The organism is Rhodococcus sp. K11/5 (assembly GCF_055193735.1).
The window spans coordinates 314,179-339,126 of the sequence record NZ_CM143721.1; the positions used below are offsets into that span (position 1 = coordinate 314,179).

Annotated in this window: 28 protein-coding genes and 1 tRNA gene; 22 read left to right on the forward strand and 7 right to left on the reverse strand. The window is 68.8% G+C overall.

The annotated features are described in order from the left end of the window. The first annotated feature begins 272 nt into the window (after positions 1-272). The 7 genes from ssd (at position 273) to ACY466_RS01520 (ending at position 4,797) form a co-directional block, all read left to right on the forward strand. Positions 273-1,340, forward strand: coding sequence for a septum site-determining protein Ssd (gene ssd, locus ACY466_RS01490; RefSeq protein WP_463249246.1), 1,068 nt, complete (start codon positions 273-275; stop codon positions 1,338-1,340). Further along, entirely contained in the window at positions 1,337-2,518 is a 1,182-nt protein-coding gene (locus tag ACY466_RS01495; RefSeq protein ID WP_463249248.1) for a TadA family conjugal transfer-associated ATPase, read from the forward strand. Before ssd ends, ACY466_RS01495 begins: the two co-directional genes overlap by 4 nt. Beyond that, positions 2,515-3,282, forward strand: coding sequence for a type II secretion system F family protein (locus tag ACY466_RS01500; RefSeq protein WP_463249250.1), 768 nt, complete (start codon positions 2,515-2,517; stop codon positions 3,280-3,282). Before ACY466_RS01495 ends, ACY466_RS01500 begins: the two co-directional genes overlap by 4 nt. Continuing rightward, on the forward strand, positions 3,279-3,836 hold the full coding sequence (locus tag ACY466_RS01505; protein ID WP_463249252.1) for a type II secretion system F family protein: 558 nt from the start codon (positions 3,279-3,281) through the stop codon (positions 3,834-3,836). Before ACY466_RS01500 ends, ACY466_RS01505 begins: the two co-directional genes overlap by 4 nt. A gap of 96 nt (positions 3,837-3,932) precedes the next feature. Continuing rightward, positions 3,933-4,094 (forward strand): DUF4244 domain-containing protein, encoded by a 162-nt coding sequence (locus ACY466_RS01510; RefSeq protein ID WP_463252102.1) that lies wholly within the window; start codon positions 3,933-3,935, stop codon positions 4,092-4,094. A gap of 17 nt (positions 4,095-4,111) precedes the next feature. Further along, positions 4,112-4,453, forward strand: coding sequence for a TadE family type IV pilus minor pilin (locus ACY466_RS01515; protein WP_463249254.1), 342 nt, complete (start codon positions 4,112-4,114; stop codon positions 4,451-4,453). Further along, on the forward strand, positions 4,450-4,797 hold the full coding sequence (locus ACY466_RS01520) for an Rv3654c family TadE-like protein (RefSeq protein WP_463249256.1): 348 nt from the start codon (positions 4,450-4,452) through the stop codon (positions 4,795-4,797). The genes ACY466_RS01515 and ACY466_RS01520 overlap by 4 nt, the downstream gene beginning before the upstream one ends. A gap of 4 nt (positions 4,798-4,801) precedes the next feature. Here ACY466_RS01520 and ACY466_RS01525 read toward each other — a convergent pair whose 3' ends face one another. Further along, positions 4,802-5,410, reverse strand: coding sequence for a DUF998 domain-containing protein (locus ACY466_RS01525; RefSeq protein ID WP_463249258.1), 609 nt, complete (start codon positions 5,408-5,410; stop codon positions 4,802-4,804). A 97-nt stretch (positions 5,411-5,507) separates the two neighbouring features. Between ACY466_RS01525 and ACY466_RS01530 the strand changes: the two genes are divergently transcribed. Further along, positions 5,508-6,845: a cytochrome P450 gene (locus ACY466_RS01530; RefSeq protein WP_463249260.1), complete on the forward strand. Its 1,338-nt coding sequence runs from the start codon at positions 5,508-5,510 to the stop codon at positions 6,843-6,845. Positions 6,846-6,847: 2 nt separating this feature from the next. Here the strand turns inward: ACY466_RS01530 and ACY466_RS01535 are convergent, their stop codons facing one another. After that, positions 6,848-9,184: a DEAD/DEAH box helicase gene (locus ACY466_RS01535; protein WP_463249262.1), complete on the reverse strand. Its 2,337-nt coding sequence runs from the start codon at positions 9,182-9,184 to the stop codon at positions 6,848-6,850. 330 nt (positions 9,185-9,514) lie between these two features. On the opposite strand from ACY466_RS01535, the gene ACY466_RS01540 reads away from it, so the two are divergent. From ACY466_RS01540 to ACY466_RS01555, 4 genes are all read left to right on the forward strand, one after another. Further along, the gene (locus ACY466_RS01540; protein WP_005248460.1) at positions 9,515-9,718 is read left to right on the forward strand and encodes a cold-shock protein; all 204 of its coding nucleotides are present in this window, start codon (positions 9,515-9,517) and stop codon (positions 9,716-9,718) included. Positions 9,719-9,888: 170 nt separating this feature from the next. Beyond that, positions 9,889-10,476 (forward strand): hypothetical protein, encoded by a 588-nt coding sequence (locus tag ACY466_RS01545; RefSeq protein WP_463249264.1) that lies wholly within the window; start codon positions 9,889-9,891, stop codon positions 10,474-10,476. Positions 10,477-10,657: 181 nt separating this feature from the next. Further along, positions 10,658-11,479, forward strand: coding sequence for a GntR family transcriptional regulator (locus ACY466_RS01550; RefSeq protein WP_463249266.1), 822 nt, complete (start codon positions 10,658-10,660; stop codon positions 11,477-11,479). Further along, positions 11,476-12,315: a sulfite exporter TauE/SafE family protein gene (locus tag ACY466_RS01555; RefSeq protein WP_463249268.1), complete on the forward strand. Its 840-nt coding sequence runs from the start codon at positions 11,476-11,478 to the stop codon at positions 12,313-12,315. Before ACY466_RS01550 ends, ACY466_RS01555 begins: the two co-directional genes overlap by 4 nt. Before the next feature lie 126 nt (positions 12,316-12,441). Here the strand turns inward: ACY466_RS01555 and ACY466_RS01560 are convergent, their stop codons facing one another. Together ACY466_RS01560 and ACY466_RS01565 are read right to left on the reverse strand one after the other, a co-directional pair. Beyond that, a complete protein-coding gene (locus ACY466_RS01560) occupies positions 12,442-13,023 on the reverse strand; it encodes a rhodanese-like domain-containing protein (RefSeq protein WP_463249270.1) in 582 nt (193 codons plus the stop codon). Positions 13,024-13,053: 30 nt separating this feature from the next. Further along, a complete protein-coding gene (locus tag ACY466_RS01565; RefSeq protein ID WP_463249272.1) occupies positions 13,054-14,442 on the reverse strand; it encodes an MBL fold metallo-hydrolase in 1,389 nt (462 codons plus the stop codon). Positions 14,443-14,682: 240 nt separating this feature from the next. On the opposite strand from ACY466_RS01565, the gene topA reads away from it, so the two are divergent. Beyond that, positions 14,683-17,619 (forward strand): type I DNA topoisomerase, encoded by a 2,937-nt coding sequence (gene topA / locus ACY466_RS01570; protein WP_463249274.1) that lies wholly within the window; start codon positions 14,683-14,685, stop codon positions 17,617-17,619. 26 nt (positions 17,620-17,645) lie between these two features. On the opposite strand, the gene ACY466_RS01575 is transcribed toward topA, so the two are convergent. Then, positions 17,646-18,206, reverse strand: a complete 561-nt coding sequence (locus ACY466_RS01575) for a mycothiol transferase (protein WP_463249276.1) — start codon at positions 18,204-18,206, stop codon at positions 17,646-17,648. Positions 18,207-18,412: 206 nt separating this feature from the next. Between ACY466_RS01575 and ACY466_RS01580 the strand changes: the two genes are divergently transcribed. From ACY466_RS01580 to ACY466_RS01590, 3 genes are all read left to right on the forward strand, one after another. Next, on the forward strand, positions 18,413-19,354 hold the full coding sequence (locus ACY466_RS01580) for a DUF808 domain-containing protein (RefSeq protein WP_463249278.1): 942 nt from the start codon (positions 18,413-18,415) through the stop codon (positions 19,352-19,354). 10 nt (positions 19,355-19,364) lie between these two features. Then, on the forward strand, positions 19,365-20,552 hold the full coding sequence (locus ACY466_RS01585) for a DNA polymerase III subunit delta' (RefSeq protein ID WP_463249280.1): 1,188 nt from the start codon (positions 19,365-19,367) through the stop codon (positions 20,550-20,552). 61 nt (positions 20,553-20,613) lie between these two features. After that, positions 20,614-20,686 (forward strand) — tRNA-Thr (locus ACY466_RS01590). Between the two features lie 21 nt (positions 20,687-20,707). Here ACY466_RS01590 and ACY466_RS01595 read toward each other — a convergent pair. After that, positions 20,708-21,829 carry a site-specific integrase gene (locus ACY466_RS01595; RefSeq protein ID WP_463249282.1) on the reverse strand — a complete coding sequence of 374 codons (1,122 nt, stop codon included), beginning with the start codon at positions 21,827-21,829 and terminating at the stop codon, positions 20,708-20,710. 127 nt (positions 21,830-21,956) lie between these two features. Continuing rightward, the gene (locus tag ACY466_RS01600) at positions 21,957-22,568 is read right to left on the reverse strand and encodes a helix-turn-helix domain-containing protein (protein ID WP_463249284.1); all 612 of its coding nucleotides are present in this window, start codon (positions 22,566-22,568) and stop codon (positions 21,957-21,959) included. A 118-nt stretch (positions 22,569-22,686) separates the two neighbouring features. Between ACY466_RS01600 and ACY466_RS01605 the strand changes: the two genes are divergently transcribed. The 6 genes from ACY466_RS01605 (at position 22,687) to ACY466_RS01630 (ending at position 24,906) form a co-directional block, all read left to right on the forward strand. Beyond that, on the forward strand, positions 22,687-22,902 hold the full coding sequence (locus ACY466_RS01605) for a DNA-binding protein (RefSeq protein ID WP_463249286.1): 216 nt from the start codon (positions 22,687-22,689) through the stop codon (positions 22,900-22,902). Positions 22,903-22,991: 89 nt separating this feature from the next. Then, positions 22,992-23,237: a hypothetical protein gene (locus ACY466_RS01610; protein WP_463249288.1), complete on the forward strand. Its 246-nt coding sequence runs from the start codon at positions 22,992-22,994 to the stop codon at positions 23,235-23,237. Then, positions 23,237-23,746 carry a hypothetical protein gene (locus ACY466_RS01615; RefSeq protein ID WP_463249289.1) on the forward strand — a complete coding sequence of 170 codons (510 nt, stop codon included), beginning with the start codon at positions 23,237-23,239 and terminating at the stop codon, positions 23,744-23,746. Before ACY466_RS01610 ends, ACY466_RS01615 begins: the two co-directional genes overlap by 1 nt. Next, positions 23,743-24,261 (forward strand): hypothetical protein, encoded by a 519-nt coding sequence (locus ACY466_RS01620; RefSeq protein ID WP_463249291.1) that lies wholly within the window; start codon positions 23,743-23,745, stop codon positions 24,259-24,261. The genes ACY466_RS01615 and ACY466_RS01620 overlap by 4 nt, the downstream gene beginning before the upstream one ends. Then, a complete protein-coding gene (locus ACY466_RS01625) occupies positions 24,261-24,668 on the forward strand; it encodes a hypothetical protein (RefSeq protein ID WP_463249293.1) in 408 nt (135 codons plus the stop codon). Before ACY466_RS01620 ends, ACY466_RS01625 begins: the two co-directional genes overlap by 1 nt. 1 nt (position 24,669) lies before the next feature. Beyond that, complete coding sequence (locus ACY466_RS01630; RefSeq protein WP_463249294.1) at positions 24,670-24,906, forward strand: hypothetical protein; 237 nt, start codon at positions 24,670-24,672, stop codon at positions 24,904-24,906. The last annotated feature ends 42 nt before the right edge of the window (positions 24,907-24,948 follow it).

Here is a 24,948-nt window from a genome sequence, read left to right on the forward strand (position 1 = left end):
CGGGTGTAGAGTTTCGGGTGCCCGGTCTTGGATCGGGCGTGTTCAGCCCGACCCCCCGGGGCTGAACGCCGACGACCCCCGCCTCCCCCCCAGGCGGGGGTCGTCCCATGTCCGGACCATTTCGTCACGCCTCGGCGGCGGGAGTCGGCGACGCCCGACCGCACTACGCCGAAATCGATTCGCGTGCAGAAGTTGTCCCCGGGTGCGGGTTGTCCACAGGCTTCGGGGTTCGGCTCTGGTGCGGGAACCGGGCGGGGCCGCACAGTCGATCCGTGATCAACGACCGGCGCGATGTCGCCCTCCTGGTGTCCACCGACCCGCTCCTCGGTGACCACGTTCGCCGCATCGCCGCCGCGGCCGGGCGCCCGCTCGTCGAGCGATCGGCGCCTCCCGACCGCGCGGCGCGGGACGGAGCGGCCGTCCTCCTGCTCGACGGCGCCGCGGCTCGTGCCGTCGCGACTCGGGGGACGTACCCCGGCGCGATCGTCGTGGTGCGTGGGACGGCAGGTGTCGAGGAATGGCGATCCGCCGCCGCGATCGGCACCCGCCACGTCATGGGCCTGCCCGCCGACGAGTCCCTTCTCGTGAGTCTGCTCGCGAGCGAACCGACCACCGCCTCGGCGCCGGGTGCCGGAGTGGTGACGGTGATCGGGGGCTGCGGCGGCGCGGGCGCCTCGCTGTTCGCGTCCGCGCTCGGCCTGGTCGGATCCCGTTCGCACCGCACGCTTCTGGTCGATGCCGACGCGATCGGCGGCGGTCTGGACCTGGTGCTCGGCTGGGAGGAGGAACCCGGTCTGCGGTGGGCGGATCTGGTGGTGGTCGACGGCGGGCGCGTCGAGAGCGATTCGCTGCACCACGCGCTGCCCAGTCGAGACGGACTGACCGTGCTGTCCGCCGGGCGGGGCGAGACGAGCGTCGGGTCCGATCTCGCGGTGAGCGTGGTCGTCGAATCCGGCCGCCGTGGTGGGGATCTGGTGATCTGTGATGCCCCGCGAGGCGCGGGCGAGGCTCGTGAGGCCTGCGTGGACGCGGCCGATCTGGTGGTGCTGGTGGTTCCGGCCCGCGTTCGCGCGGCGGCCGCGTCGATGCGCACGGCCGCCGCGGTGTCGGCCGGGAACGCCAACGTCGGTGTGGTCGTCCGAGGGCCGTCTCCGACCGGGCTCACCGCCGCCGATGTCGCCGACATGGTCTCGCTTCCCCTCCTGGCGGCGTGCCGGGCGGAACCGAGGGTGGAGTCGATGGTGGACGGCCACGGGTTGGTGCTGCGACGGCGTTCGCCGCTGGCCCGGGCGGCCGGCACGGTGCTCGGAATGCTCGCCGACCGGGCGGACGCGTCGTGACGGGGTGGGTGTCGACGGACCTGCTGGATCGAGTGCGGGCACGTCTGGCCGACGCGGCGGAAGCGCCCACCGCGACGATGTTGGCCGATGCGGTCCGCAGCGAGGCCGGCGGCGTGCTCGGGGACACCGATCTGCTCGCCGCGCTCCACGTCCTCGAGACCGAGTTCCGCGGCGCGGGGCCGCTCGAGGCGGTGCTGCGAGATCCGGGGGTCACCGACGTCCTGGTGACGTCGCCGTCGGACGTGTGGGTCGATCGCGGCTCGGGACTACGACGAGCCCCGGTGACCTTCGCGGACGAAGCCGCCGTCCGGCGCCTCGCGCAACGACTCGCTTTGTCGGCGGGACGACGCCTGGACGACGCCCGGCCGTGGGTCGACGGTCGACTGCCCGGCGTCGGTCACGGGTCGTTCGGAGTGCGCTTGCACGCTGTACTCGCTCCGGTGGCCCAGAACGGGACGTGCCTGTCGCTGCGGGTGCTCCGACCGGCGACGCAGGGGTTGTCGGCGCTGGCCGCGACCGGGGCGTTCGGGGTGGAGGCCGATGCACTGCTGCGCCGTATCGTCGCCGCCCGTCTCGCGTTCCTGGTGGTGGGCGGCACCGGGACCGGGAAGACGACGTTGCTGGCCGCGCTTCTCGGCGAGGTCGACCCGAGCGAACGCATCATCTGCGTCGAGGACGCCGCCGAACTGGCGCCGAACCATCCGCACGTGGTGCAACTGGTGGCGCGCGATGCCAACGTCGAGGGCGTGGGGCACGTCGGCGTCCGTGATCTGGTGCGCCAGGCGCTGCGGATGCGGCCCGATCGCATCGTCGTCGGTGAGGTGCGCGGCGCGGAGGTCGTCGACCTGCTGACCGCGCTCAACACCGGACACGACGGCGGGGCGGGCACGGTCCACGCCAACTCGCCGGAGGAGGTCCCCGCGCGGCTCGAAGCCCTTGCGGCTCTGGGCGGTATGGACCGCGCGGCGCTGCACAGCCAACTCGCCGCGGCGGTGCAGGTGGTGCTGCACACCGCACGGGCGTCGTCGGGCCGCCGCGTGCTCGCGTCCATCGGGGTGCTCGATCGCGATCGACGCGGCGTCGTGGAGATCGTCCCGGCGTGGACGCTGGAGGAGCCGAACGGCCGCGGCCGAGCCGTTCTCGATGCCGTGTTGTCCCGGCGGGAGGCGTCGCGGTGAGCGTCACCGCCCTGCTGGTCGCTCTCGCGGTCGTCGTCGCTCCGACCGTCCGGCCGGGTTCTCGGCTCGGCCGGTCGTCCCGGCGCCGGCACCTCGAGGTGCCCGTGCCGATGTGGATGCCGGCGGCGGTGGTGCTCGTCGGACTCGCGACGGTGGCCGGGTGGCCGGTGGCCGCCGCCGCGGCGGTGCTGGGCGGAACCGTCACGGTGCGGTGGAACCGTCGTCGACGACGCCGAGATGCCGATCGTGCGGTGGCGTCCCTCGCCGCGGGCCTGGAGACGATGGTCGCCGAACTGGCGGTGGGTGCCCACCCGGCGGCGGCGTGCGAAGCCGCGGCCGCCGAGGTGCAGGGGCCCGTCGGCGATCGGTTCGCGGCGGCGGCGGCCACCGCCCGTCTCGGCGGGGTGCTGTCCGACGCCGAGGGACCGGACCCTCATTGGAACCGCGTGGTGGCCGTCTGGCGAGTCGCCGAACGGCACGGACTGGGACTCGGTGCGCTGATGGACGCCGTGCGGACCGACCTCGAATCCCGCGCGCGGTTCGCCCGACGCACCGAGGCCGCACTGTCGGGCGCCCGGGCTACGGCGACCGTGTTGGCCGCACTCCCGGTGCTGGGCATCGGGCTGGGCCAGGCGATGGGCGCGTCGCCGTTGGCCGTGCTGTTCGGCGGCGGGCTGGGCGGCACGTTGTTGTTGATCGGCGTCACGCTGGCGTGCGCAGGTCTGCTCTGGACCGATGCGATCGTGGCGAAGGTGACGGCGTGACGGCCGCCGCGGTGCTCCTGGCGCTGGCGGCGTTGGCTGTTCCGGCGAGGCCGAATCGGTTGTGCGTCAGCGTGATCGGGACGGTGGTCGAGACCGGGGCGGTGAACGACCCGCACGCGGTGGCGGGCGCACTGGACCTGTTCGCGGCGTGTCTGCGAGCCGGTCTCGACGTGGGACGCGCCGCCCGCGCGGTGGCGCCGGTCGCGCCCGAGCCGTTGTCCGGCGCACTGGGCCGAGCGGGGTACCTGCTGTCCTTGGGCGCCGATTCCGACGCCGCGTGGACGACGGCGGAGGGCGATCCGGTCGTCGACTCGGTGGCTCGCACCGTCCGGCGGTCCGCTCGATCGGGATCGTCCGTGGCCGACGCCGTCGCCGACGCGGCCCGCGACCACCGTGCGCGCGCCGAGGACGGCGTCGCGGCGGCCGGTGAGCGAGCCGGGGTACTGGTCAGCGGCCCGCTCGGACTCTGCTTCCTGCCCGCCTTCGTGTGCCTGGGCATCGTGCCCGTGGTCCTGGGGCTGGCGGGAACCGTACTGCGCGGCGGTCTCCTGTGACCGCCGCACCGACACTTCGTCGGGGAACGTCCTCGGCGAATCACGAAGGGGGAGAACGCGATGAAGGTACTCGATCGACTGGGTGCACGGGTGTTGATGGTGATCACCGAGGACGACGGCATGTCCACGGCGGAGTACGCGATCGGCACCATCGCGGCCGCGGCGTTCGGTGCGGTGCTGTACACGGTGGTGACGGGCGATTCCATCGTGTCGGCGTTGACGTCGATCATCGACAGGGCGCTGCAGACGCAGGTCTGAGGGGTGACGGCGGTGGGGTGACCGTCGAAGCGGCGCTGGCGATCTCGTCGATCGTGGTGGTGGTCGTGCTGTGTCTGGGTGCGCTGATGACGGTCACGGCGCACATCCGTTGTGTGGATGCGGCGCGGGAGGGGGCGCGGTTGTCCGCGGTGGGGGACGGGGCCGCCGAGGACATGGCCCGCCGGGTCGCGCCGCCGGGTGCTCGCGTCGAGATCGGGGTGAGCGAGGGGGTGGTGACGGTGCGGGTGGCGTCGCCGGCGCCGCTTCCGGGGGTGGACGTGTCGGCGGTGGCGTACGCGGCGATGGAGCCGGATGTCGACGAGTTCGATTCCGCGACAGCCGATGCCGTACCGCGATGATCGAGGGGGATCGCGGTGCGGCGTCGGTGGTGGGGGCGTTCGTGGCGTTGACGTTGGTGGTGGTGACGGCGCTGCTGGTGTCGGTGGGGGCGTCGGTCGCGGCGCGTCATCAGGCGCAGTCCGCGGCGGATCTGTCGGCGTTGGCGGGGGCGGTGGCGCTGCGCAGTGGGGAGGAGGCGGGGTGCGCGGCGGTGCGGGAGTCCGCGGAGCGAATGGGGGCCGTGACGGCCGGGTGCGTAGTGGAGGGATGGGACGTGCAGGTGGAGGTGCGTGTTCCGATCATGTTGCTGCGCTTCGGTTCTCGCGAGGCGGTGGCGAGAGCGCGGGCGGGGCCGGTGGGGTGAGGGCTCAGATCCCGACGCGGGCGCGGCTCCGGCCGAGGATCAGGGCGCCCATGCCGATGGTCCACACGTTCAGGGTGTCCAGCGCGAACCGCTCGGTCACGCCCGCACCGAGACCCCAGTTTCCCGGCGTCACGAAGGCCACGGCTCCGACGGCCGCGACGGCCACGCTCGCGAGCGTGAAGACGTACGCGCCGCGGTGGTGGCGTCGCAGAGGTCCGGCGAGAGCGAGCATTCCCGCCACCTGGAGCCCGAAGTGCACCTGCGCCGCCACGGCGTGCGGTACCGGAGAGACGTCCAACGGCAGAAAACCCACGGCGACCGTCGCCACACCCGACGCGGCGACGAGCGCGAGTCCGGTCCGGGCGATCCCCGTGACCGACGGCATCAGCAGCGCCGCGCCGCCGGCGGTGAGCGCGCCGACGACGACGAAGGTGCCGTTCATGAGGGCGTGATCGGGTGAGCAGTAGTCGGTGCAGGTGGCCGCGCCGAGCGCACTGATGACGTCGTCACGCCAGCTGTACGGGGTGGACCAAGACCGCGAGACGACGACCTGCATCGGCCAGTAGAGCGTTGTGGCGATCCACAAGACGGCGGCGATCCGGCGCGAGGACATGACACGACGGTAGACACCGGCGACGGCGACCACGCATCATGGGGTACATCACACGTGTGACACGCCGTCACGCGCAATACGACGATGCGGGGGATGCATGTCGGCACTGGCCACGGTGAAGGACGAAGCACGGTCGAGGATGCGGTGGATGGCGGTCCACGGCGTGGTTCGACTGTTCGCCAAGCGGGGGGTGAAGATCGGCGATCCTCAGGCCAAGCTGATCGCGGACCCGGTGACGCGGGCGAACCCGCTGCCAATGTACCGGGAGATTCGAGAGAAGGGGACGCTGGTCAAGGGCCGGGTCGCCTATCTGACCGTCGATCACGGGGTGATCTTCGACCTGCTGCGGTCGGACGATTACCGCACCGTGGTGGTCGGCGGGAATCTGCCGAAGCCGTTGCGCTCGGTCGAGCGCCTCACCCGCACCGGTGCGTTGCACCCCCTCGCCCCGCCGTCGCTGCTGTCCGTGGAGCCGCCGTCGCACACCCGCTATCGCAAGCTGGTCTCCTCGGTGTTCACGGTGCGCGCCGTGAACAAGATGCGCGACAACGTGCAGAACGTCGCCGACCGTCTGCTCGACGACCTGGTGGCCGAGGGTCGCGGGACGGTCGACATCGTGTCCGCGTACTGCGCCAAGCTGCCGGTCGCGGTCATCAGCGACATCCTCGGCGTTCCCGAGTCCGATCGCGAGAAGGTCCTCGAGTTCGGCGAGCTGGCGGCGCCGAGTCTCGACGTCGGGCTCACCTGGACTCAGTTCCGTGAGGTCGAACAGGGCCTCGACGGGTTCGACGCCTGGCTCGCCGGACACATCGCCGATCTGCGCCGCAACCCCGGTGACAATTTGCTGAGCCAGTTGATCGCCGCGTCCGAGGACGGGGTCTTCCTCGACGACCGCGAGCTGCGGGCCACCGCCGGACTGGTGCTCGCCGCCGGCTTCGAGACCACCGTCAACCTTCTCGGCAGTGGGATCGACCTGCTCGTCAAGCACCCCGATCAGCTGGCACGTCTGCAGGAGGACCCCTCGCTGTGGGGGACCGCGGTGGACGAGATGCTGCGACTGGAATCGCCCGTGCAGATGACGGCACGCGTGGCGAAGAACGCCATCACGCTCGAAGGCCGAGATCTGCAGCCGGGCTCGCTGGTGGTGTGCGTTCTCGCGGCCGGGAACCGGGATCCGAAGGTGTTCGCCGACCCCGACGCCTTCGACGTGGGGCGAGAGAACGCGAACAAGCACCTGTCGTTCTCCGGCGGCCGTCACTTCTGCCTCGGCGCGGCGTTGGCACGGGCCGAGAGCGAGGTCGGTCTCAAGACGTTGTTCGATCGGTTCCCGAACCTGTCGTCGGCCGGCGCGGGCGTCAAGCGCGACACCCGTGTGCTGCACGGATTCTCGTCGCTGCCGATCGATCTGGGGGACCCCGCGACGGTCGACGCCTGACGTCAGTCCGCGATCGCGGCGAGCACGGCGTCGAGGACCTTGACGGCACCGTCCTTGTCCAGAGGATCGTTTCCGTTGCCGCACTTGGGGGACTGCACGCACGACGGGCAGCCCGCCGCGCACTCGCACGAGTCGATGGCCTCGCGCGTGGCGTCCAGCCACTGAGCCAGGACGGCGTGGCCGCGGTCGGCGAATCCGGCCCCGCCGTCGTACCCGTCGTAGACGAAGACCGTCGGAAGTCCGGTGTCCGCGTGCAGGGCGGTGGACACCCCGCCGATGTCCCACCGGTCGCACGTGGCGACGAGGGGGAGCAGCCCGATGGCCGCGTGCTCGGCGGCGTGCAGGGATCCGGGAGTACGGTCCGGCCCGATGCCGTACCGCTGCAGCAGCTCCGGCGTGACGGTGTACATGACCGCTCGGGTGTGCAGGCGCTGCACGGGCATGTCGAGTTCGACGGAATCGAGAATCTCGCCCGACGGTAGGCGGCGCAGGTAGCCGACCACCTGGTGGCTGACCTCGACCTGGACCAGGGACACGTCGACCTCGCCGTGGCGGCGGTGCTCGTGCACGTCCTCGATGACGATGTCGGTCACTTCTCTGGCGGAGGTGGACCATTCGGGGTCCTCGGCGTGGACGACGGCGAGCCCGTCGTCGAAGTCGAGTGTGTCGACGACGAACGATTCGCCCTGATGGATGTGCACCGCACCGGGGTGCGCGGTGGACGGGGCGCGGCCGGCGTCGACGGTGCCGAGCATGCGCCCGGTGCCACCGTCCACGATGGCGATCTGGCTCCCGATCCCGCCGCGGATGTCCACCGCCGCGTGCGGAGCGGCGTCGGACGTGATGTACCAGCCGTGCGCGCGCCGTCGGAGCAGCCCCTGCTCGGCGAGCGCGCGCGCCACCGGCTCGGCGTGCAGCTCCTCGACCTCGGCGTCGGTGAGTGGGATTTCCGCTGCGGCGCAGAGCAACTGCGGGCCGAGGAGGTACGGATTGGTGGGGTCGGTGATCGTGGCTTCGATGGGCTTGTCGAGCAGGGCGGCCGGGTGGTGCACCAGATAGGTGTCCAGCGGGTCGTCCCGGCCGACGAGCACCACCAGCGATCCCTGACCGCGCCGCCCGGAGCGACCGGCCTGCTGCCAGAACGATGCCACCGTGCCCGGGAATCCGGCGACCACCACGGCGTCGAGTCCGGCGATGTCGACGCCGAGCTCGAGCGCGTTGGTGGTGGCGACACCCAGCAGTGTCCCGTCGGACAGCGATTGTTCGAGAGCGCGCCGATCGTCGGCCAGGTACCCGGCCCGGTAGGCCGCGATCCGTTGCGGCAGATCGGGATCGACGTCGGCGAGCAGTCGTGACGTGCCGAGGGCCGTGAGTTCGGCACCGCGTCGGGACCGCACGAAGGTGAGGGTTCGCGCCCCCTCGACCACCAGGTCCGCCATGATGCGCGCCGCCTCCGTCCCGGCCGCGCGGCGCACCGGTGCCCCGTTCTCCCCGGTGATGTCCAGCAGCGGCGGCTCCCACAACGCCACGGTGCGGGGACCGTGTGGGGAACCGTCCTCGGTGACCTCCGCGCACTCGGCGCCGACCAGCCGGGTGGCCGCGGCGCCGGGATTCGACGCCGTCGCGCTGGCGAGCACGAACACCGGGGAGGCCCCGTAACGCGCGGCGATCCGGCGCAGGCGCCGCAGGATGAGCGCGACGTTCGACCCGAAAACGCCACGGTAGGAATGGCATTCGTCGACCACGACGTACTTCAGATTGCGGAAGAAGTGCGTCCACCGTCGGTGCCCCTGCAGCAGGGACAGGTGGAGCATGTCCGGGTTGGTGAAGATCCACCGTGCGTTGCTCCGCGCCCACTGCCGTACCTCGACGGGGGTGTCGCCGTCGTAATCGGTGGGGTGGAGGTCCGGAAGGCCCTGCGCCGCCAGGGCATCGGTGACCACGGTGGTGGCGCGGAGTTGGTCGGCACCCAGCGCCTTGGTGGGTGCGAGGTACAGCGCGGTCGCTCGGGGGTCCGCCGACAGGTCCTGCAGGATCGGCATCCGGTAGGCGAGGGACTTGCCCGACGCGGTGCCGGTGGAGACCACCACGTGGCGACCGCTGTGCGCGAGGTCGGCGGCCTGTACCTGGTGCGTCCACGGACGGCTGATTCCGGCCTCGACGAAGCACTGTGTCAGGGTGTCCGACAGCCACGCAGGCCATGGGGCATAGCGAGACTCGCGTGCGGGCAGTTCGGCGCGGTGGGTCAGCGGCGACTCGCCCGCGGGGGTGCCCGCGAGCGCCCGTTCGAGCAGTGTGGCGCCGAAGGATGCGGCGGGTTCGGGCGCCGCTGAACTCATGTGTCGGGGGGCCTCACGGGTGGGATTCGGGTGGTCGGTGGGTGCTGTCTCGATGGTAGAACTCCGCCTCTGCGCGACCGGTCACGGACCGGTGGGAACTTTTTTGGAAACTAGTTGTCTCGCCGACTGTTGCAGGCGCGTTCGACGTGGTTGACTGTCCTCGGTCGCAGCTTCTGTGTTCGTTTTCACGCTCGCAGGATCGATGTTGCGGGCGCGGTGCGTGCTACTCGACCCGGTTCTCGGGGGAGATCATCACGGCGGTCGGAACCGGCCCGGTGGACTGTAAGTGCGGTTCATCGAATCCGGTGTTCAAGAAAAGGATAGACGCGCATGGCACAGGGAACTGTGAAGTGGTTCAACGCCGAAAAGGGCTTCGGCTTCATCGCACCCGAGGACGGCTCCGCTGACGTCTTCGTGCACTACTCCGAGATCCAGGGCAGCGGCTTCCGCACCCTCGAGGAGAACCAGCGCGTGGAGTTCGAGGTCGGACAGGGCACCAAGGGCCCCCAGGCCACGGGTGTTCGCGCAGTCTGATTCCCTCTGACTTTCTCCGAGCTCTGACTTTCTCCGAGCTTCATTGGGATTCGGCTCGATCGAAACGTCCCCCGACACCATGACGGTGTCCGGGGACGTTTCGCGTTCGTGACGCCTGCGCTGGGCCTTCTTCCGCACCGGAACGCGCCCGGTGACCTAGTCTCGCGTCTGTGAGCCAGCTGTCCTTCTTCTCCGCCGACTCGGTGCCGCCCGCGGTGACCGACCTCGCCGGGGTGCTGGCTGCGCAGGGCCAAGTGGTGACCTCGGGCGGCGCGGCGCGCATCTCGGTGGTCGTCGATGCCGAGTGGCGAGCGCTCGCCGTCGCCGATCTCATCGAGTCGACCGGACTCGACGCGGAGATCACCCGCACCGACGAGGGCCATCCCCTGGTGCGTACCGCCGCTGTGCCCGAACTCGCCGGCCTCGCGAAGCGCTGGACCAAGGGTGCGGTCAAGGCCGTTCCATCCGGCTGGGTCCCCGGACCGCGTGAGTTGCGCGGGTGGGTGCTGGTCTCCGGTCGTAGCGAGGCCGAGGGCGCGCGCTTCGTCCTCGGTGTCGATCCGCACGCCCCCGACACACATCCACTCCTCGTGCAGGCGCTCATGCTCGCCGGCATCGCGCCGACGCTGGTGGGAGCGCACGGCGCCACCCCGGCGCTGCGCGTCACCGGACGTAAGAGACTGACGCGGCTGGTGGAGAACATCGGGCTCGCGCCCGCGGGTGCCGTCGCCGCCGGCGGGTGGCCCACGGCGCCCTGAACCGCCGCCCTCTCGAGCACTCGTCGTCTCGGCCGCACAGCCCCCAGCAGTCTGCACGCCTCCGGGCCAGTGCGGACTGCCGACAGGTGTGCACTCGAACCTCCCGCACAACCTCACACCGGGAAAGCTTGCGCCCGATTCAATGTACGTACATTATGGATGTCGTGCAGAGGAGGTCGGTATGGACGTGACAGCACACCAGGAATCGACGATTATCGAGGGTCCGCGTCCGCTACGACGCGCGTGCTCGGCGTCGCTGTGGAGTCAATTGCGCGACGACGTCGCCCGACGCATCGAGGCGGGAGAGTTCACGGAGACCTTCCCCGGTGAGAACGCGCTGCGCGAGCAGTACGACGTGAGTCGTCAGACGGTGCGCATGGCCCTGCGATCGCTGCGCGAGGCCGGGGTCATCTCCGCCGCTCGCGGGCAGGAACCGCGGGTGCTGCGTCCCCGCATCGAACAGCCCCTCGGAACCTTGTACAGCCTGTTCGCCTCGGTCGAGGCCGCCGGAATGAGCCAGCGCAGTGTCGTGCGCACCCTCGACGAACGGCACGACGCCTACGCGGCGGCGCAGTTGGGTCTCGACGAGGAAGCACCGTTGATCTTCCTGCACCGCCTGCGGCTCGCCGACGACGAGCCACTCGCTCTCGACCGAATCTGGATGCCGGCGTCCGTCGCCCGGCCCCTGCTCGAGGTCGACTTCTCGCACACCGCTCTCTACGACGAGCTCGCGAAACGGTGCGGGGTTCGTCCCAGCGCGGGTGTCGAAGAGGTGGACGCCGTCGTTCTCAACGCACCGCAGGCGACGGTGCTCGGCACCGCCCCCGGCGCCCCCGCGTTCGAGATCCACCGCACGTCCTGCGTGGACGACGAGCCGCTCGAATGGCGCACGACGCTGGTGCGAGCCGACCGCTTCCGCATCCGAACGAACTTCTCCGGGCAAGACGGTTCGCGTCTGTTCGTGCCGGGGTTCGAGCGGCCGCGGTCGCAGGGCCCGGCGTGACCATCGCGCTGGCCATCGCCTGTGGAATGCTGATCGGCATGGTGCTCGGCGGCCTGGGCGGCGGGGGCTCGGTGCTGGCGGTCCCCGCGCTGGTCTACGTGCTCGGACAGACAGCGCAGGAGGCAACCACGGCGAGTCTGATCGTCGTCGGTCTCAGTGCCATCGTCGGCACGCTCACCCACCACCGCGACCGGCACGTGCGATGGGGCATCGGCGTCGCGTTCGCCGTCATCGGCATCGGATTCTCGTTCCTCGGCACCCGGCTGAACGGGCATGCTCCGGAACCCGTCCTGCTCGGGTCGTTCGCGCTGCTTCTCGTCGTGTCCGCCACGGCCATGATCGCCCGTGCCGTGAAGTGGCGCCGAGCCGCGAGGATCGCGACGCGGGAACCGGTGCTCGCCGGATCGGCAACGTCGGATCCGGTCGAGGCCGAGGCGCCTGCGAGTGAGTCCGGCCCGTGGCGACGCCGCATTCTGGTGGTCGTGTCCGCGGCAGCCGTCGGCTTTCTGACCGGATTTCTCGGCGTGGGCGGCGGATTCGTCGTGGTGCCCGCGTTGGTGATCCTGCTCGGCTTGCCGATGCCGGTCGCGGCCGGAACGTCGCTGCTGGTGATCGTGTTGAACTCGGCGGTCGCGTTCTCGTTCCGCCTGGGCGGCGACCTGACGATCGAGTGGGCCGTGGTCGTTCCGTTCACCGCCACCGCAATTCTGGCGTCGTTCCTGGGGCGTCTCGCCGCACATCGAGTGTCCGAACGAACTCTGTCCCTGGCCTTCGCGTCGTTGCTGGTCCTCGTCGCGCTCGGGATCGGCGCGGAACTCGCGGTCACCTACCTCTGATATCGACGAGAACACCCGGCCTCCCCGTGAAGGGAGACCGGGTGTCTGTCATTCACCTCTGTCCACGACGAGAACACCCGGCCTCCCCGTGAAGGGGAGACCGGGTGTCGTCGTCGCTGGGGTAGGTCAGTGTCCGTGCCGGGGGATGGCGTTCACGGCCTCGGCGCCACCGAGATCGCGCGCGCCGCGATTCCACGGCAGAACCGCGAGCGCTCGACCCATCGCGCAGGTGTCGGACAGGGCGGAGAAGGTCAACCCGGCGCCGATCGCGCCGCTGAGTGCACGAGCGCGCGGGTGGGCGAAGCGACCTGCGGTGAGTCCGGTGAGCACCAACGCGCCGGCCGCCAGGCGGACCTGGCGTTCCATGGCCCAGGCAGCGCGGCCTCGCACGACCTCACCGCCGGCCTTGTCGAACGCGCCGACGCCGCCGTCGAGGATGCAGGCGTCGGACACGCCCTCGGCCGCGAGACGCTGACGGGCTTGTTCGGCCCGAACGCCGGACGCGCAGACCAGGACCGTGTCCGGATGGACACGTGCGGCCAGATCCGACGCGTGCTCGCCGAGCAGGTCGAGCGGCACGTTGTACGAGCCGCGGATGTGGATCGCCTCGAATTCGGCCGGGGTACGGACGTCGATGATCAGAGGTCGGTCGCCGGCCTTGTGGGCGGCGGCGAGTTCCGACGGGTGACGGGTGGAGAGGGTGGTCACGGTGTCCTTTCGAGCGGTGGTGGAGAGGAATCAGGAGGAGCTGGTCTGCTGCCATCCGGCGTAGCTGCCCTCGAGTTCGACGACGTCGAAGCCTTCGCGGCGCAGTGCCTGAGCGGCGACGATGTTGCGAGCTCCCGACTGGCAGTAGGTGACGAGGCGGCCGTCCTTCGGCAGTTCGTGGCGCTCCCACAGGACCCGGCCGGCGCTGACGTGGGCAGCGCCCGGGATATGGCCCTCCTCGAACTCGGAGGTGCCGCGGACGTCGAGGAGCATCGCGTGATCGAAGTCGCCGAGGTTCTCGGGGCTGACCACGTCGGTCGGTCGCACCTCGAAGCCGTCGAGGGAGTCCACGAAGCCGGCGTAGTGGTCGATCCCGACGCGGACGAGGTGGTCACGCACGCGATCGGCTTCCTCCTGCCCGGAGGCGAAGACGACGAGGGGGCGGTTCTCGGATTCGGGGTCGTAGGCCCACGAGCCCCAGCCGGCCGTCTTGCCGACGGCGGGGATGGCCAGGGAACCGGGCACGGTGCCGGCACGGACCTCGTCGGCCGGTCGGGTGTCGACCAGAATCGATTCGCCTGCGTCGACCTGCGCCGTGGCCTCGTCGGCCGTCAGCTTCGGCAGCGGTGACAGGTCGCCGAGCATCGCCGGTCCGTCGCGGTTCTCCCGCTTCATCCGCGCGAAGTAGGCGTGGGCGTCGGGCTGGCCGTCGAGGAGCTGGGCGACGAAGCCCTCGCGGTCGTCGGCGGCGAGCAACGGTCCCCACCAGGCGTTGAGCCGCTCGTACCCGACGGTGGTCGACGGAAGGGCGCCGAGACTCTTGCCGCATGCACTGCCCGCGCCGTGTGCGGGGAAGACCTGCACGTGGTCGGCGAGTTCGAGGAAGACGGTGCGCAGGCTGTCGTACATCTGCTGTGCGCCCTCGAACCGGGTGTCCTCGCCGCCGGCCGCTTCGTCGAGCAGATCCGGTCGGCCGAGGTCACCGGCGAAGGTGAAGTCACCGGACAGCAGGTAGCCGGGATCGTCGCTGAAGGCGCCGTCGGTCACCAGGAACACCAGGTGTTCCGGGGTGTGCCCCGGCGTGTGGCGTGCCTCGATGCGGATGTTGCCGATGCGAATCTCGTCGCCGTGGTTCAGGCGCTCGGCGTCGAAGCCGTACTGCCAGTCCTGACCGCCCTCGCCGGAGACGTAGGCGGTGGCCCCGGTCGCCCGGGCGACCTCACGGGTGCCCGACAGGTAATCGGCGTGGATGTGGGTCTCGGTGACGGTGGTGATGGTCATTCCGTTGTCGGCGGCGACGCGAAGGTACTCGTCGATGTCGCGGCGCGGGTCGACGACGATGGCCTCGCCGGTCTTCTGGCAACCGATCAGGTAACTGGCCTGAGCGAGGTCCTGATCGTAGAAGCGTTCCAGCAGCATGAGCTCTCCTCGGGTGGGTCTGGGGTGATCCTCGAACCGTGCAACCCAATGTACGTACATTAAATTCCGGACGCGAACTGCTGGACTGCTCGCCGTCACCCGAGCGCCCCGCCCCGCCGCGTCAGAGGTAGGAGTTGCACCCGTGTGTCACGCTGTACTGTGTCGACTCCGTACGGTTCGTACGATCGGCGCAGGTGAACGGGACACCGAAAGTCGGAGTCCAGGAAGGTTCGGCACCAGGTGGCAGCACGAGACAAGACGACGTCCGGCACGGCTGACGTGCGGCGGCTCGTGATTGTCGAGTCTCCGACCAAGGCGAAGAAGATCGCGCCGTACCTGGGCAAGAACTACGTGGTCGAGGCCTCGGTGGGCCACATCCGCGACCTCCCGCGCGGCGCTGCCGACGTGCCCGCCAAGTACAAGGGCGAATCGTGGGCCCGTCTCGGCGTCAACGTCGATCAGGACTTCGAGGCCCTCTACGTCGTCAGCCCCGAGAAGAAGAGCAAGGTCGCCGAGCTCAAGAGCCTGCTCAAGGACGCCGACGAGCTCTATCTCGCTACCGACCCCGACCGCGAGGGCGAGGCCATCGCCTGGCACCTCCTCGAGACGCTCAAGCCCAAGATCCCGGTTCGACGCATGGTCTTCAACGAGATCACCGAACCCGCCATCCTCGCCGCGGCCAACGACACCCGTGACCTGGACACCGACCTGGTCGACGCCCAGGAAACTCGCCGCATTCTCGACCGTCTCTACGGCTACGAGGTCTCGCCCGTGCTGTGGAAGAAGGTCATGCCGAAGCTGTCGGCGGGCCGCGTGCAGTCCGTCGCGACGCGCATCATCGTCCAGCGCGAGCGCGAGCGCATGGCGTTCCGCTCCGCGTCGTACTGGGACATCTCGGCCCAACTCGACGCGGGCGCCGAGGCGTCTCCGCGGACCTTCGGAGCCCGCCTGGTCAGCGTCGACGGCGACCGGGTGGCGTCGGGACGCGATTTCGGCGCCGACGGCAAGCTGAAGTCCGAGGGCGTCACCGTCCTCGACGAAGCCCATGCCCGACGCCTCGCCGAGGCTCTCGCCGGTCAGGATCTCACGGTCGCGTCGGCGGAGTCCAAGCCGTACACCCGACGCCCGTACCCGCCGTTCATGACCTCGACGCTGCAGCAGGAGGCCGGGCGCAAGCTGCGCATGTCCTCCGAGCGCACGATGCGCATCGCGCAGCGGTTGTACGAGAACGGCCACATCACCTACATGCGTACCGACTCGACGAACCTGTCGTCGTCGGCGGTCGACGCCGCTCGTCGTCAGGCGTCCGAGCTGTACGGACCGGAGTACGTGCACGACACCCCGCGGCAGTACACCCGCAAGGTGAAGAACGCGCAGGAGGCGCACGAGGCGATCCGCCCGTCCGGCGACACCTTCTCCACCCCGGGTCAGTTGCACGGAAGCCTCGACACCGACGAGTTCCGGCTCTACGAGCTGATCTGGCAGCGCACCGTCGCCTCGCAGATGGCCGACGCCCGCGGCACGACGCTGTCGCTGCGCATCGCGGGCACCGCCGGCACCGGTGAGGACTGTGTCTTCTCGTCCTCGGGCCGCACCATCACGTTCGCCGGCTTCCTCAAGGCCTACGTCGAGAGCGTCGACGATCAGGCCGGTGGTCAGTCCGACGACGCCGAGTCCCGGCTGCCGGTGCTGGAGAAGGGTCAGGCCGTCACGGCCACGAACCTCGATCCCGACGGTCACTCGACCAACCCGCCCGCACGGTTCACCGAGGCGTCGCTCATCAAGACCCTCGAAGAGCTGGGCATCGGTCGCCCGTCGACGTACTCGTCGATCATCAAGACCATCCTCGACCGCGGTTACGTCTACAAGCGGGGCAGTGCGATGGTGCCGTCCTGGGTGGCGTTCTCCGTCATCGCGTTGCTCGAGGCGCACTTCGGCCGGTTGGTGGACTTCGACTTCACCGCCGGTATGGAGGACGATCTCGACGCCATCGCCGGTGGTCGCGCGCAGCGCGGAAACTGGTTGTCCGCCTTCTACTTCGGCGGTGAGTCCGGCGCCGAGGGTTCGGTGGCACGGTCCGGCGGTCTGAAGAAGATGGTGGGCACCAACCTCGAGGACATCGACGCCCGCGAGATCAACTCGATCCACCTGTTCGACGACGACGAGGGACGCGACATCCACGTGCGCGTCGGCCGGTACGGTCCGTACCTCGAGCGCCTGGTGAAGAACCCGGACGATCCCGAGGGCGATCCGATCTCGCAGCGCGCCAACCTTCCCGACGATCTGCCGCCCGACGAACTCACGCTGGAGTTCGCGGAGAAGCTGTTCTCCACCCCGCAGGAGGGTCGCAAGCTGGGCGTCGATCCGCTGACCGGTCACGAGATCGTGGCCAAGGAGGGTCGTTTCGGCCCCTACGTCACCGAGATCCTGCCCGAGCCGGAGCCCGAGCCGACCCCGGACATCGTTCCGGTGGAACAGGATTCGAACGGTGGCGGCGGTACGGCCGTGGCCACGAAGACCGTGAAGAAGGCACCGGCCAAGAAGGCCGCGAAGAAGGCGACCGGCCCCAAGCCGCGCACCGGATCGCTCCTGAAGTCGATGGACCTGGCCACGGTCACCATCGACGATGCGCTCAAGTTGCTGTCCCTGCCCCGCGTCGTCGGCGTGGACCCGGAAAGCAAGGAGGAGATCACCGCGCAGAACGGTCGCTACGGCCCGTACCTGAAGAAGGGCACGGACTCTCGGTCGCTGGCCACCGAGGACCAGATCTTCGAGGTCACCCTCGAGGAGGCGCTGAAGATCTACTCCGAGCCCAAGCGTCGTGGACGTCAGGGTGCGGCCACACCGCCGCTGCGCGAACTCGGCGTCGACACCGTCAGCGAGAAGCAGATGGTGATCAAGGACGGTCGCTTCGGCCCCTACGTCACCGACGGCGAGACCAACGCCAGCCTGCGCAAGGGCGACGAGGTCGAGTCGATCACCGACGATCGGGCCATGGAACTGCTCGCCGACCGCCGTGCGCGCGGGCCGGTGAAGAAGAAGGCCACCAAGAAGGCGCCTGCCAAGAAGGCTCCGGCGAAGAAGGCCGCAGCCAAGAAGACGGCCGCCAAGAAGGCTCCGGCGAAGAAAGCGGCGGCCAAGAAGACCGCGGCGAAGAAGGCCCCGCCGAGCGAGTAGCTGGCCGAGGGCGGTGTGCGGATGAGCTACTCCCAGTCGGTTCCCGTCCCCTCGGTGATCGCGGCCATAGTGGTCTGACCGTCCAGTGCCTCGCGAACGATATCTGCGTGCCCGCTGTGGTGTGCGATCTCGCGCAGCAGGTGCAGCAGCACACGCCGGGCCGACCACCAGATGCGCTCCGGCGCCCAGGGCGCGGTGGGCTGCGGAATCATCTCGTCGAGGCTGTCGATCGACGCGATGTACTGCTCGAGTTCGCGGCCTGCGGCGTCGAGCTCGCTCAGCCAGTGCTCGATGGACTCGTCGGCGCCGAACGTGAACGCATCCTCCAGCGCGGACATGTCGACCGCCGAGTTCTCGTCGCGTTCACGGAGCATCTGGACGTTGTCGCGGATGACCGTCGCGACGTGCTTGATCACGGCTCCGAGCGTGAACTCGCTGACCGTCGTGCGCTGCCGGGCCAGTTCGTCGGTCAGACCGCGGGCGGTGATCGCGAGCATCCCGCGCTGGTCGGCCAGGATGGTGACGAGGTCCAACTTCTCGCCCGTCACCTCGACGTCGAGCGCAACGGGTGTGTAGGTACCGGCCATGACGGGATCCTCTCGGTGGGTGTGCGTAGGACCGTAGCGCCGTGGGCCGACAGTGTCGTTCCGCAATTCTGCGGACGGCCAGGTGCACATCGCCCGGCAGTCCGCACCCGCCCGGACCGGTGCGGACTGCTGGGGGCTGTGCACTCGTGAGACGACCGACATCGGCGGTACTGTCACCCGGTAACTACTTCCCATAGGGGGACCTGATGGCCGGCGGACTTGTTGCTCTGCTCGACGACGTCGCCGCGCTCTCGCGCCTCGCCGCCGCTTCCATCGACGACATCGGAGCGGCGACCGGCAAGGCGACCGCCAAGGCCGCCGGTGTGGTCATCGACGACGCCGCCGTGACCCCGCAGTACGTGCGCGGCCTCGCTGCCGAGCGCGAACTGCCCATCGTCAAGCGCATCGCCATCGGATCGCTGCGCAACAAGTTGCTGATCATTCTGCCGATCGCGTTGCTGCTGAGTCAGTTCCTGCCCTGGCTGCTCACCCCGATCCTCATGCTCGGTGGTGCGTACCTGTCCTATGAAGCGGCGCACAAGATCTGGGGCGTCCTCACCGGTCACGGCGCTCATCACGAGGAGACCGACGAGCCGCGCGACGAGGACACCGTGGTGGCGGGCGCCGTGCGCACCGACCTCATCCTCTCGGCCGAGATCATGGTCATTGCGCTCAACACCATTGCGGGCGAGGGCTTCTGGAACCGCCTGATCATCCTGACCGTCGTGGCCATCGTCATCACCGTGATCGTCTACGGCGCGGTCGGCTTGATCGTGAAGATGGACGACATCGGGTTGAAGCTGGCCGACACCTCGTCCGGGTTCGCGAAGAAGCTCGGTCGTGGCCTGGTGCAGGCGATGCCGAAGGTGATGAGCGTGCTCTCGGTCGTCGGCACCGCCGCGATGCTCTGGGTCGGCGGACACATCCTGCTGGTGGGTATCGACGAGCTCGGTTTCCACCCGATCTACGACCTTGTGCATCACGGTGAGGAGGCCGTGGCCGGGGTGGCCGGAGTCGGCGGCGTCCTCGCCTGGATCGTCAACACGCTGGCATCGGCCGTGCTCGGTTTCGTCGTCGGGTCGCTGGTGGTCGCGGCGCTGGCCGGTATCGCCCGAGTGCGCGGAAAGAGTGTCGGCGCGGAGCACTAGGCTCGCGGGCATGTCAGGTGTGTTCGATCGGTTGGTGGGCCAGCACGAGGTGGTGGCCGAACTGACCGATGCCGCGGCCGCCGCGCGCGCCGGTGACATCGGATCACGCATGACGCACTCGTGGCTGTTCACCGGTCCGCCCGGATCCGGCCGATCCGTCGCCGCCGTGTGTTTCGCGGCCGCGTTGCAGTGCACGGATCCGGACGTCATCGGGTGCGGTCATTGCCATGCCTGCACCACCACCATGGCGGGCACCCACGGTGACGTTCGACGCATCGTCCCGCAGGGCCTGAGCATCTCGGTGAAGGAGATGCGCGAGGTGGTGCAGATGGCCGCCCGACGGCCCACCACCGGCGCGTGGCAGATCGTGGTGATCGAGGACGCGGACCGGCTCGGCGAGCGGGCGTACAACGCACTGCTCAAGGCCGTCGAGGAACCGCCCGCTCGTACGCTCTTCCTGCTGTGTGCGCCGTCGGTGGATCCCGAGGACATCGCGGTCACCATCCGGTCCAGGTGCCGACACGTGGCGCTCGTGACGCCCAAGTCCGACGACATCGCCCGTGTGCTGCAGGAGAACGACGCGCTCGACGAGAAGACCGCTCGGTGGGCGGCGTCGGTCAGCGGGGGACACGTGGGCCGAGCCCGACGCTTGGCGACGGATCCCGACGCGCGTGACCGTCGTCAGAAGGCGCTCGGCATCGCCCGCGCCGCCACCCGGCCCGCCACGCAGTACGCGTCGGTGGAGGAGTTGGTGAAATCCGCCGAGACCGACGCCGTCGAGATGAATGCCGCTCGCGACGAGCGCGAGACCGACGAGCTGCGGACGTCCCTCGGCGCGGGCGGTACCGGCAAGGGCGCTGCGGGTGCGTTGCGCGGCTCGGCCGGGGTGCTGAAGGAGCTGGAAGCGCGGCAGAAGTCGCGTCGGACCAGGACCGGCCGCGACGCGCTCGATCGTGCGCTCATCGACCTCGCCGGCTTGTATCGCGATGCGCTCGCGCAGTCGTTCGGCGCGGAGTCGACGGCCACGCATCCGGACATGGCCGGTCAGGCGGCGGGGCTCGCGCGGGTGGCGACGGCCGAATCGTTGTTGCGCTGCATCGAGGCGATCCTGGAGTGTCGGGAGGCACTGGCGATGAACGTCAAGCCCAAGTTCGCCGTCGACGCGATGGTCGCCACCCTGGGCGCGGCAGTGCACTGACCACCCGTTTTGAAGTGGGCCGGGGGGAACCGCTAAGCTTGTCGAGGTTCTTCGGGACCGCGCCGCCTTAGCTCAGTCGGTAGAGCATTTCACTCGTAATGAAAAGGTCAAGAGTTCGATTCTCTTAGGCGGCTCACATCAGGGCAGGTCATCGGCTATTTAGCAGCCGAGGGCCTGCCCTTGTTTTTGTCTCCGGGCACGTTTACGGCACGGAAAGACTGCGGGGCAAGTTTGTCGAGCACGCCGCTGACGTCCGGTGCGCTCTTGGCTCTCTCGATGTAGTGCTTCTCGGTGACCGCGCTACCCGAGTGCCCCAACTGCGCCGAGGCTGCCGACAACCCCAACTCCCGCTCCACCATCGTGCCCACCGTCTTCCGGAAGCTGTGAGGCTTCACCCAGGCGTAGTCCTCCCCGCGAACCTTGCGCCAGGAGGTGCGGACATTCCCCGGCCACCGTGGGGTGCCGAGCCTGGACGGAAACACCAACCCCTCCGCCGAGGGGATACCGCGGCCGCGCTGTCTTCTCAGTGCATCGGCTGTGAACCGGGGAATGGTCACCCTGCGATGACCGCTCTTCGTCTTGGTGTGGTCCTGACGATGGATCCCGTCGCCCGTCACCTCGACGAGAGTCCCGGCCACTGTGACAACCACTGGACCGTCGTTATCGAGCCCCTCGATGTCCTGCCACCGCAACGCCAGACACTCACCGATTCGGGTACCGGTACCGATCATCACGTCGACGATTTCCGCCAGGTCATACGCCCGTTCGGGGCCGAAACGCTTCCGGCCATCACCGAGGTCCCTGTCCTGCCAAGCCGCTACCCGCCGGCGTAGTTCGTGCACATCGTCCACATCGAGGGCGCGAGCAGGGTTGCTCGACGTGGGCGCAGGAGTCGTGGCGTCCACCGGGTTGTAGTCGACGCCCCCGAGACGGGCTGCCAGGTCGAATGCCTGACTCAGAATCCCCCGCGCGTCCCTTTTCCCCGAGTCCGTACGCAGCGCCTGGAGGAACATCTCGATCCGCCCCGTGGTGGCCTCGTGGAGTCGGACCTGGCTCAAACCCGGTGCAATCACCTTGTCGATGCACCGTCGATACCCGGCGAGGGTCTGAGGCGACCGCGACCCCCTCGGTGGTGGCGTCGCCAGCCACAGCTTGAGCAGCTCTGCGACCGTTGACTTGCCGGTGATCCCCGCGCCGCCCTGAGACCGATGCCGGTCGCGCAGAGCAACCTTCAGCGCGGTCTCCGCCTTCAATTCGCTGGCTCCGGTGGCCTTCACCTGACGGGTGACCCCGTCGTAGTCGCGGTATCGGGTGCGAGCAACCCAGACGCCCGTACCGTCGCCGTTCCCGTCCTTCAGCTCCGTGGACGTGATGCGACCGAACGTCCCCAGGGCGAGCGGTGGCCTAGGCATCGTGAACCGTCCAGGTACCCGGTTCGGAGCGCATGCGTTCCAGCAGCGAGTCGAGCCGCTTGTTGATGAGTGCTAGTGCGCGATTGCTTTCTTCCAATGTTCCAAATGGCCCACCGGAACCATCTGCATTCGAGAGCGCGACATCCACGGTCGCAACGTCTCGCTTTGCTTTGAGTTCCGCGTACTGGCGAGCAACGGAGATTGCCTGTACATCGACTCGGTCGCCAGACGGGTTGGCACCCTGACCGCTAAACCATTGTGCTGCATCAATACTCGCAGCATGGACGCCGGGCAGTGCCTCTACGGCACCATCCGGAAGATGGGGGTATATCAGCGCTATTGGTGGAATTTCCAAGGCGGCACTGAGAACCAGTATCTCGGCTAGGTCCATCTTTCCGGCTCGAAGGTTTCCTTCGATGCGCGAAATGGTCCCTCGCGTTAAGGGGTACCCCAGATTTGATGTCTTTTCGGCCAGTTGAACCGCGGTCAGTTTACGTTGGCGCCGCAACATCGCGACCGTTTGGCCAACCCTGCCCGACGCGTCCAACGCCCACGCTTTGGCTTCGGCGGATCCCCGAGATTCTTTCGACCCATTGCTTGGCATAGCGACACGATACCGCGCCATCCGTCCCGAATAGTTGCGCGGAAGCGCAGGGCGGTGATACGTTCCGGATAGTCACACGGAGAGCAACCAGATGTTACTAAACCAAGCAAGGATGGCCATGACTCGGGAAGAGCTTCTCGCACTCGGTGCAAGCACCGATATACCGACAACCTGCAGGGCGCTGGGAATCAGCACCAGCTCCGGCTACGCCCTCGCCAAGAAAGGACAGTTTCCGACCCGAGTTATTCAGGTGGGCGCCCGCTACGTCGTACCAACGGTCGGACTACTCGAACTGCTGGGGATCGAGCGGCCGGCCGACATCACCGCAGCCTGATGCGAGTTCACGATCCCAGCGCTCCGACCCCAGTGCCTACGGGCGGGCGACGTAGCAAGAAGTACAGGATCAGAAACTCACCGCAGCAGATGCTCGAAGAAGCGAACGCCAGCATCGCCACGCTCGTGGAGATCCTCGAGACAGTCGATCCAGCCGCCATCGAACCCGCAGTGGTACGGCGTCTGACAGTCGAACTGAGGACATCCGCGAACAAGGCGAAGAAGTACGCGCACAAGCTTGAGCAGCTCCATGCACAGAAGAACGCCCCCGACGCCGGCCAGGGCATCGAGGGCGGAAACCAGCCGCAACTAACCACCACGAAAGAAGCGCACTGATGCACACCACTGTAGCCCTTCCACCCGCCCGATCCGCCATCGTCGCGGCGATCCGAGACCGCCTCGCGTGTGACGACGTGGTGATCGACGATCACGTGCTCGACAGCGCGGCGAAGACCGTCCTGGAGAACGGCGCAGGCCGCTGGAACGGCTGGGTCAACCTGATGGCCCACGAGATCGCTGTCGGCCAGCGGTGCCGCAACGCGACCACGCTCGCGCCGAGCACACCACCCCACGACGTCTTTGTCGGCACACCACCGCCGGAATTCGAGTCCGTGTGGGTCATCGACGGCGGTGTCATGCTCGCGGAGCGACATTGGGAGCGCCGGGTCGGTGAGCACGTCCTCCTCATCGCGCAGCAGACGTTCGACCACCGGACCCTGGCCGTCCATGACGGTGAGATCGAGATCATCATCACCGATGCCACCGTCACCGGTCTGGAGACGGCCCTCGCCATCGCCGCCGACCTCACCACCGCCGCCCACCTCATCACCGGCGGTGCACGATGACCGGCTTCTCCCGCGCCTTCGCAATCGAGTTCGTCGCGATGATCGTCGGCACGTACCGGCCCGCCTTGAACATCCGACACGATCAGATCGACAAGCTTGTCTACGGCTTGCAGCGGATGGACAAGTTCACCACCGAGGACGTCGTCAGCGCGTTCGTGCGCGACTCCGTGGAGATCTACTCCCGCGACAACAACGACGCGCGAGACCAGGCCACGGAAGCCGCCGAGGTGCTGGCGAGCCCGCCACCTTCGTGGTGGAAGGGGAGTACGCCACCGCGGTTCGACATCTCCGATGCCGAGGGGCGTCAACTACGGGCGTACGAACGCATGTGGCCGGTCGGACTCCACCTTGTTCGCCTCGAACTCGAGGAAGTTTTCGACCCGCGCACGGGAGGCTTGGAGCGGCGCCCGCAGAAGATCTTTCTGAACGACGACGAGATCGACCTCGACAGTGTGCCGGGGATTGTCGGTGCTCTTCACTCCATGTCGGCGGCCGTCTCGGCGGGTGGTGAGTGATGACTTACACCACCCAGGATGCGCTGGCGTGGGCGGTCAGGAAGGCGATCAACACCCTCGACTGGGTCCCCGACTCCATGAACGGCAACGGGGCCGACACCGAGGGACCCGAGTTCGATGCGCTCGAGACCGCCCGGATGGACCTGATCGGGGCCGCGAAACTGGTCGATCACTATTCGGACGGCAGGCCGATCGAGTCGCGCATCGACATCGAAGAGGGCGTTTACACCACCCACGTGTGGCCGTACCGGGCGACGAACATCGGTGAGCGCGTACATCACACGGGCCGACGGTCCGCAGATCCCGGTCAGGACAACGGAACGTACACGGTGTTTGTCGACGAATCGACCTGCACCTTGCGCGTCGATTTTCACGAACCCACGCCCCGCCACCTGAGGGGGGTTTGACATGGCGTTCCTCGTCACCGACGACGTGTGCGTCGATCCGGTTCGAGCGCACAGCAGCACCGGTAGGACCGTCACGGTGACGTGGGGTTCGACATCGGTGCAGATGACCATTGCCGAAGCCGTCGATCTCGTCGACGCCGTCGCCACCGTGCTCGGCAGCATCCCCGCCGAACCGCGCTCACTCAACCGCAACGAGGGGCATGTTCGCGCCGCCGCTGAGGTTAGGGAGGGGCTGTGACGACGATCGAGCTCGTGTTGGCCGCCGTCGTCATCGTGCAGA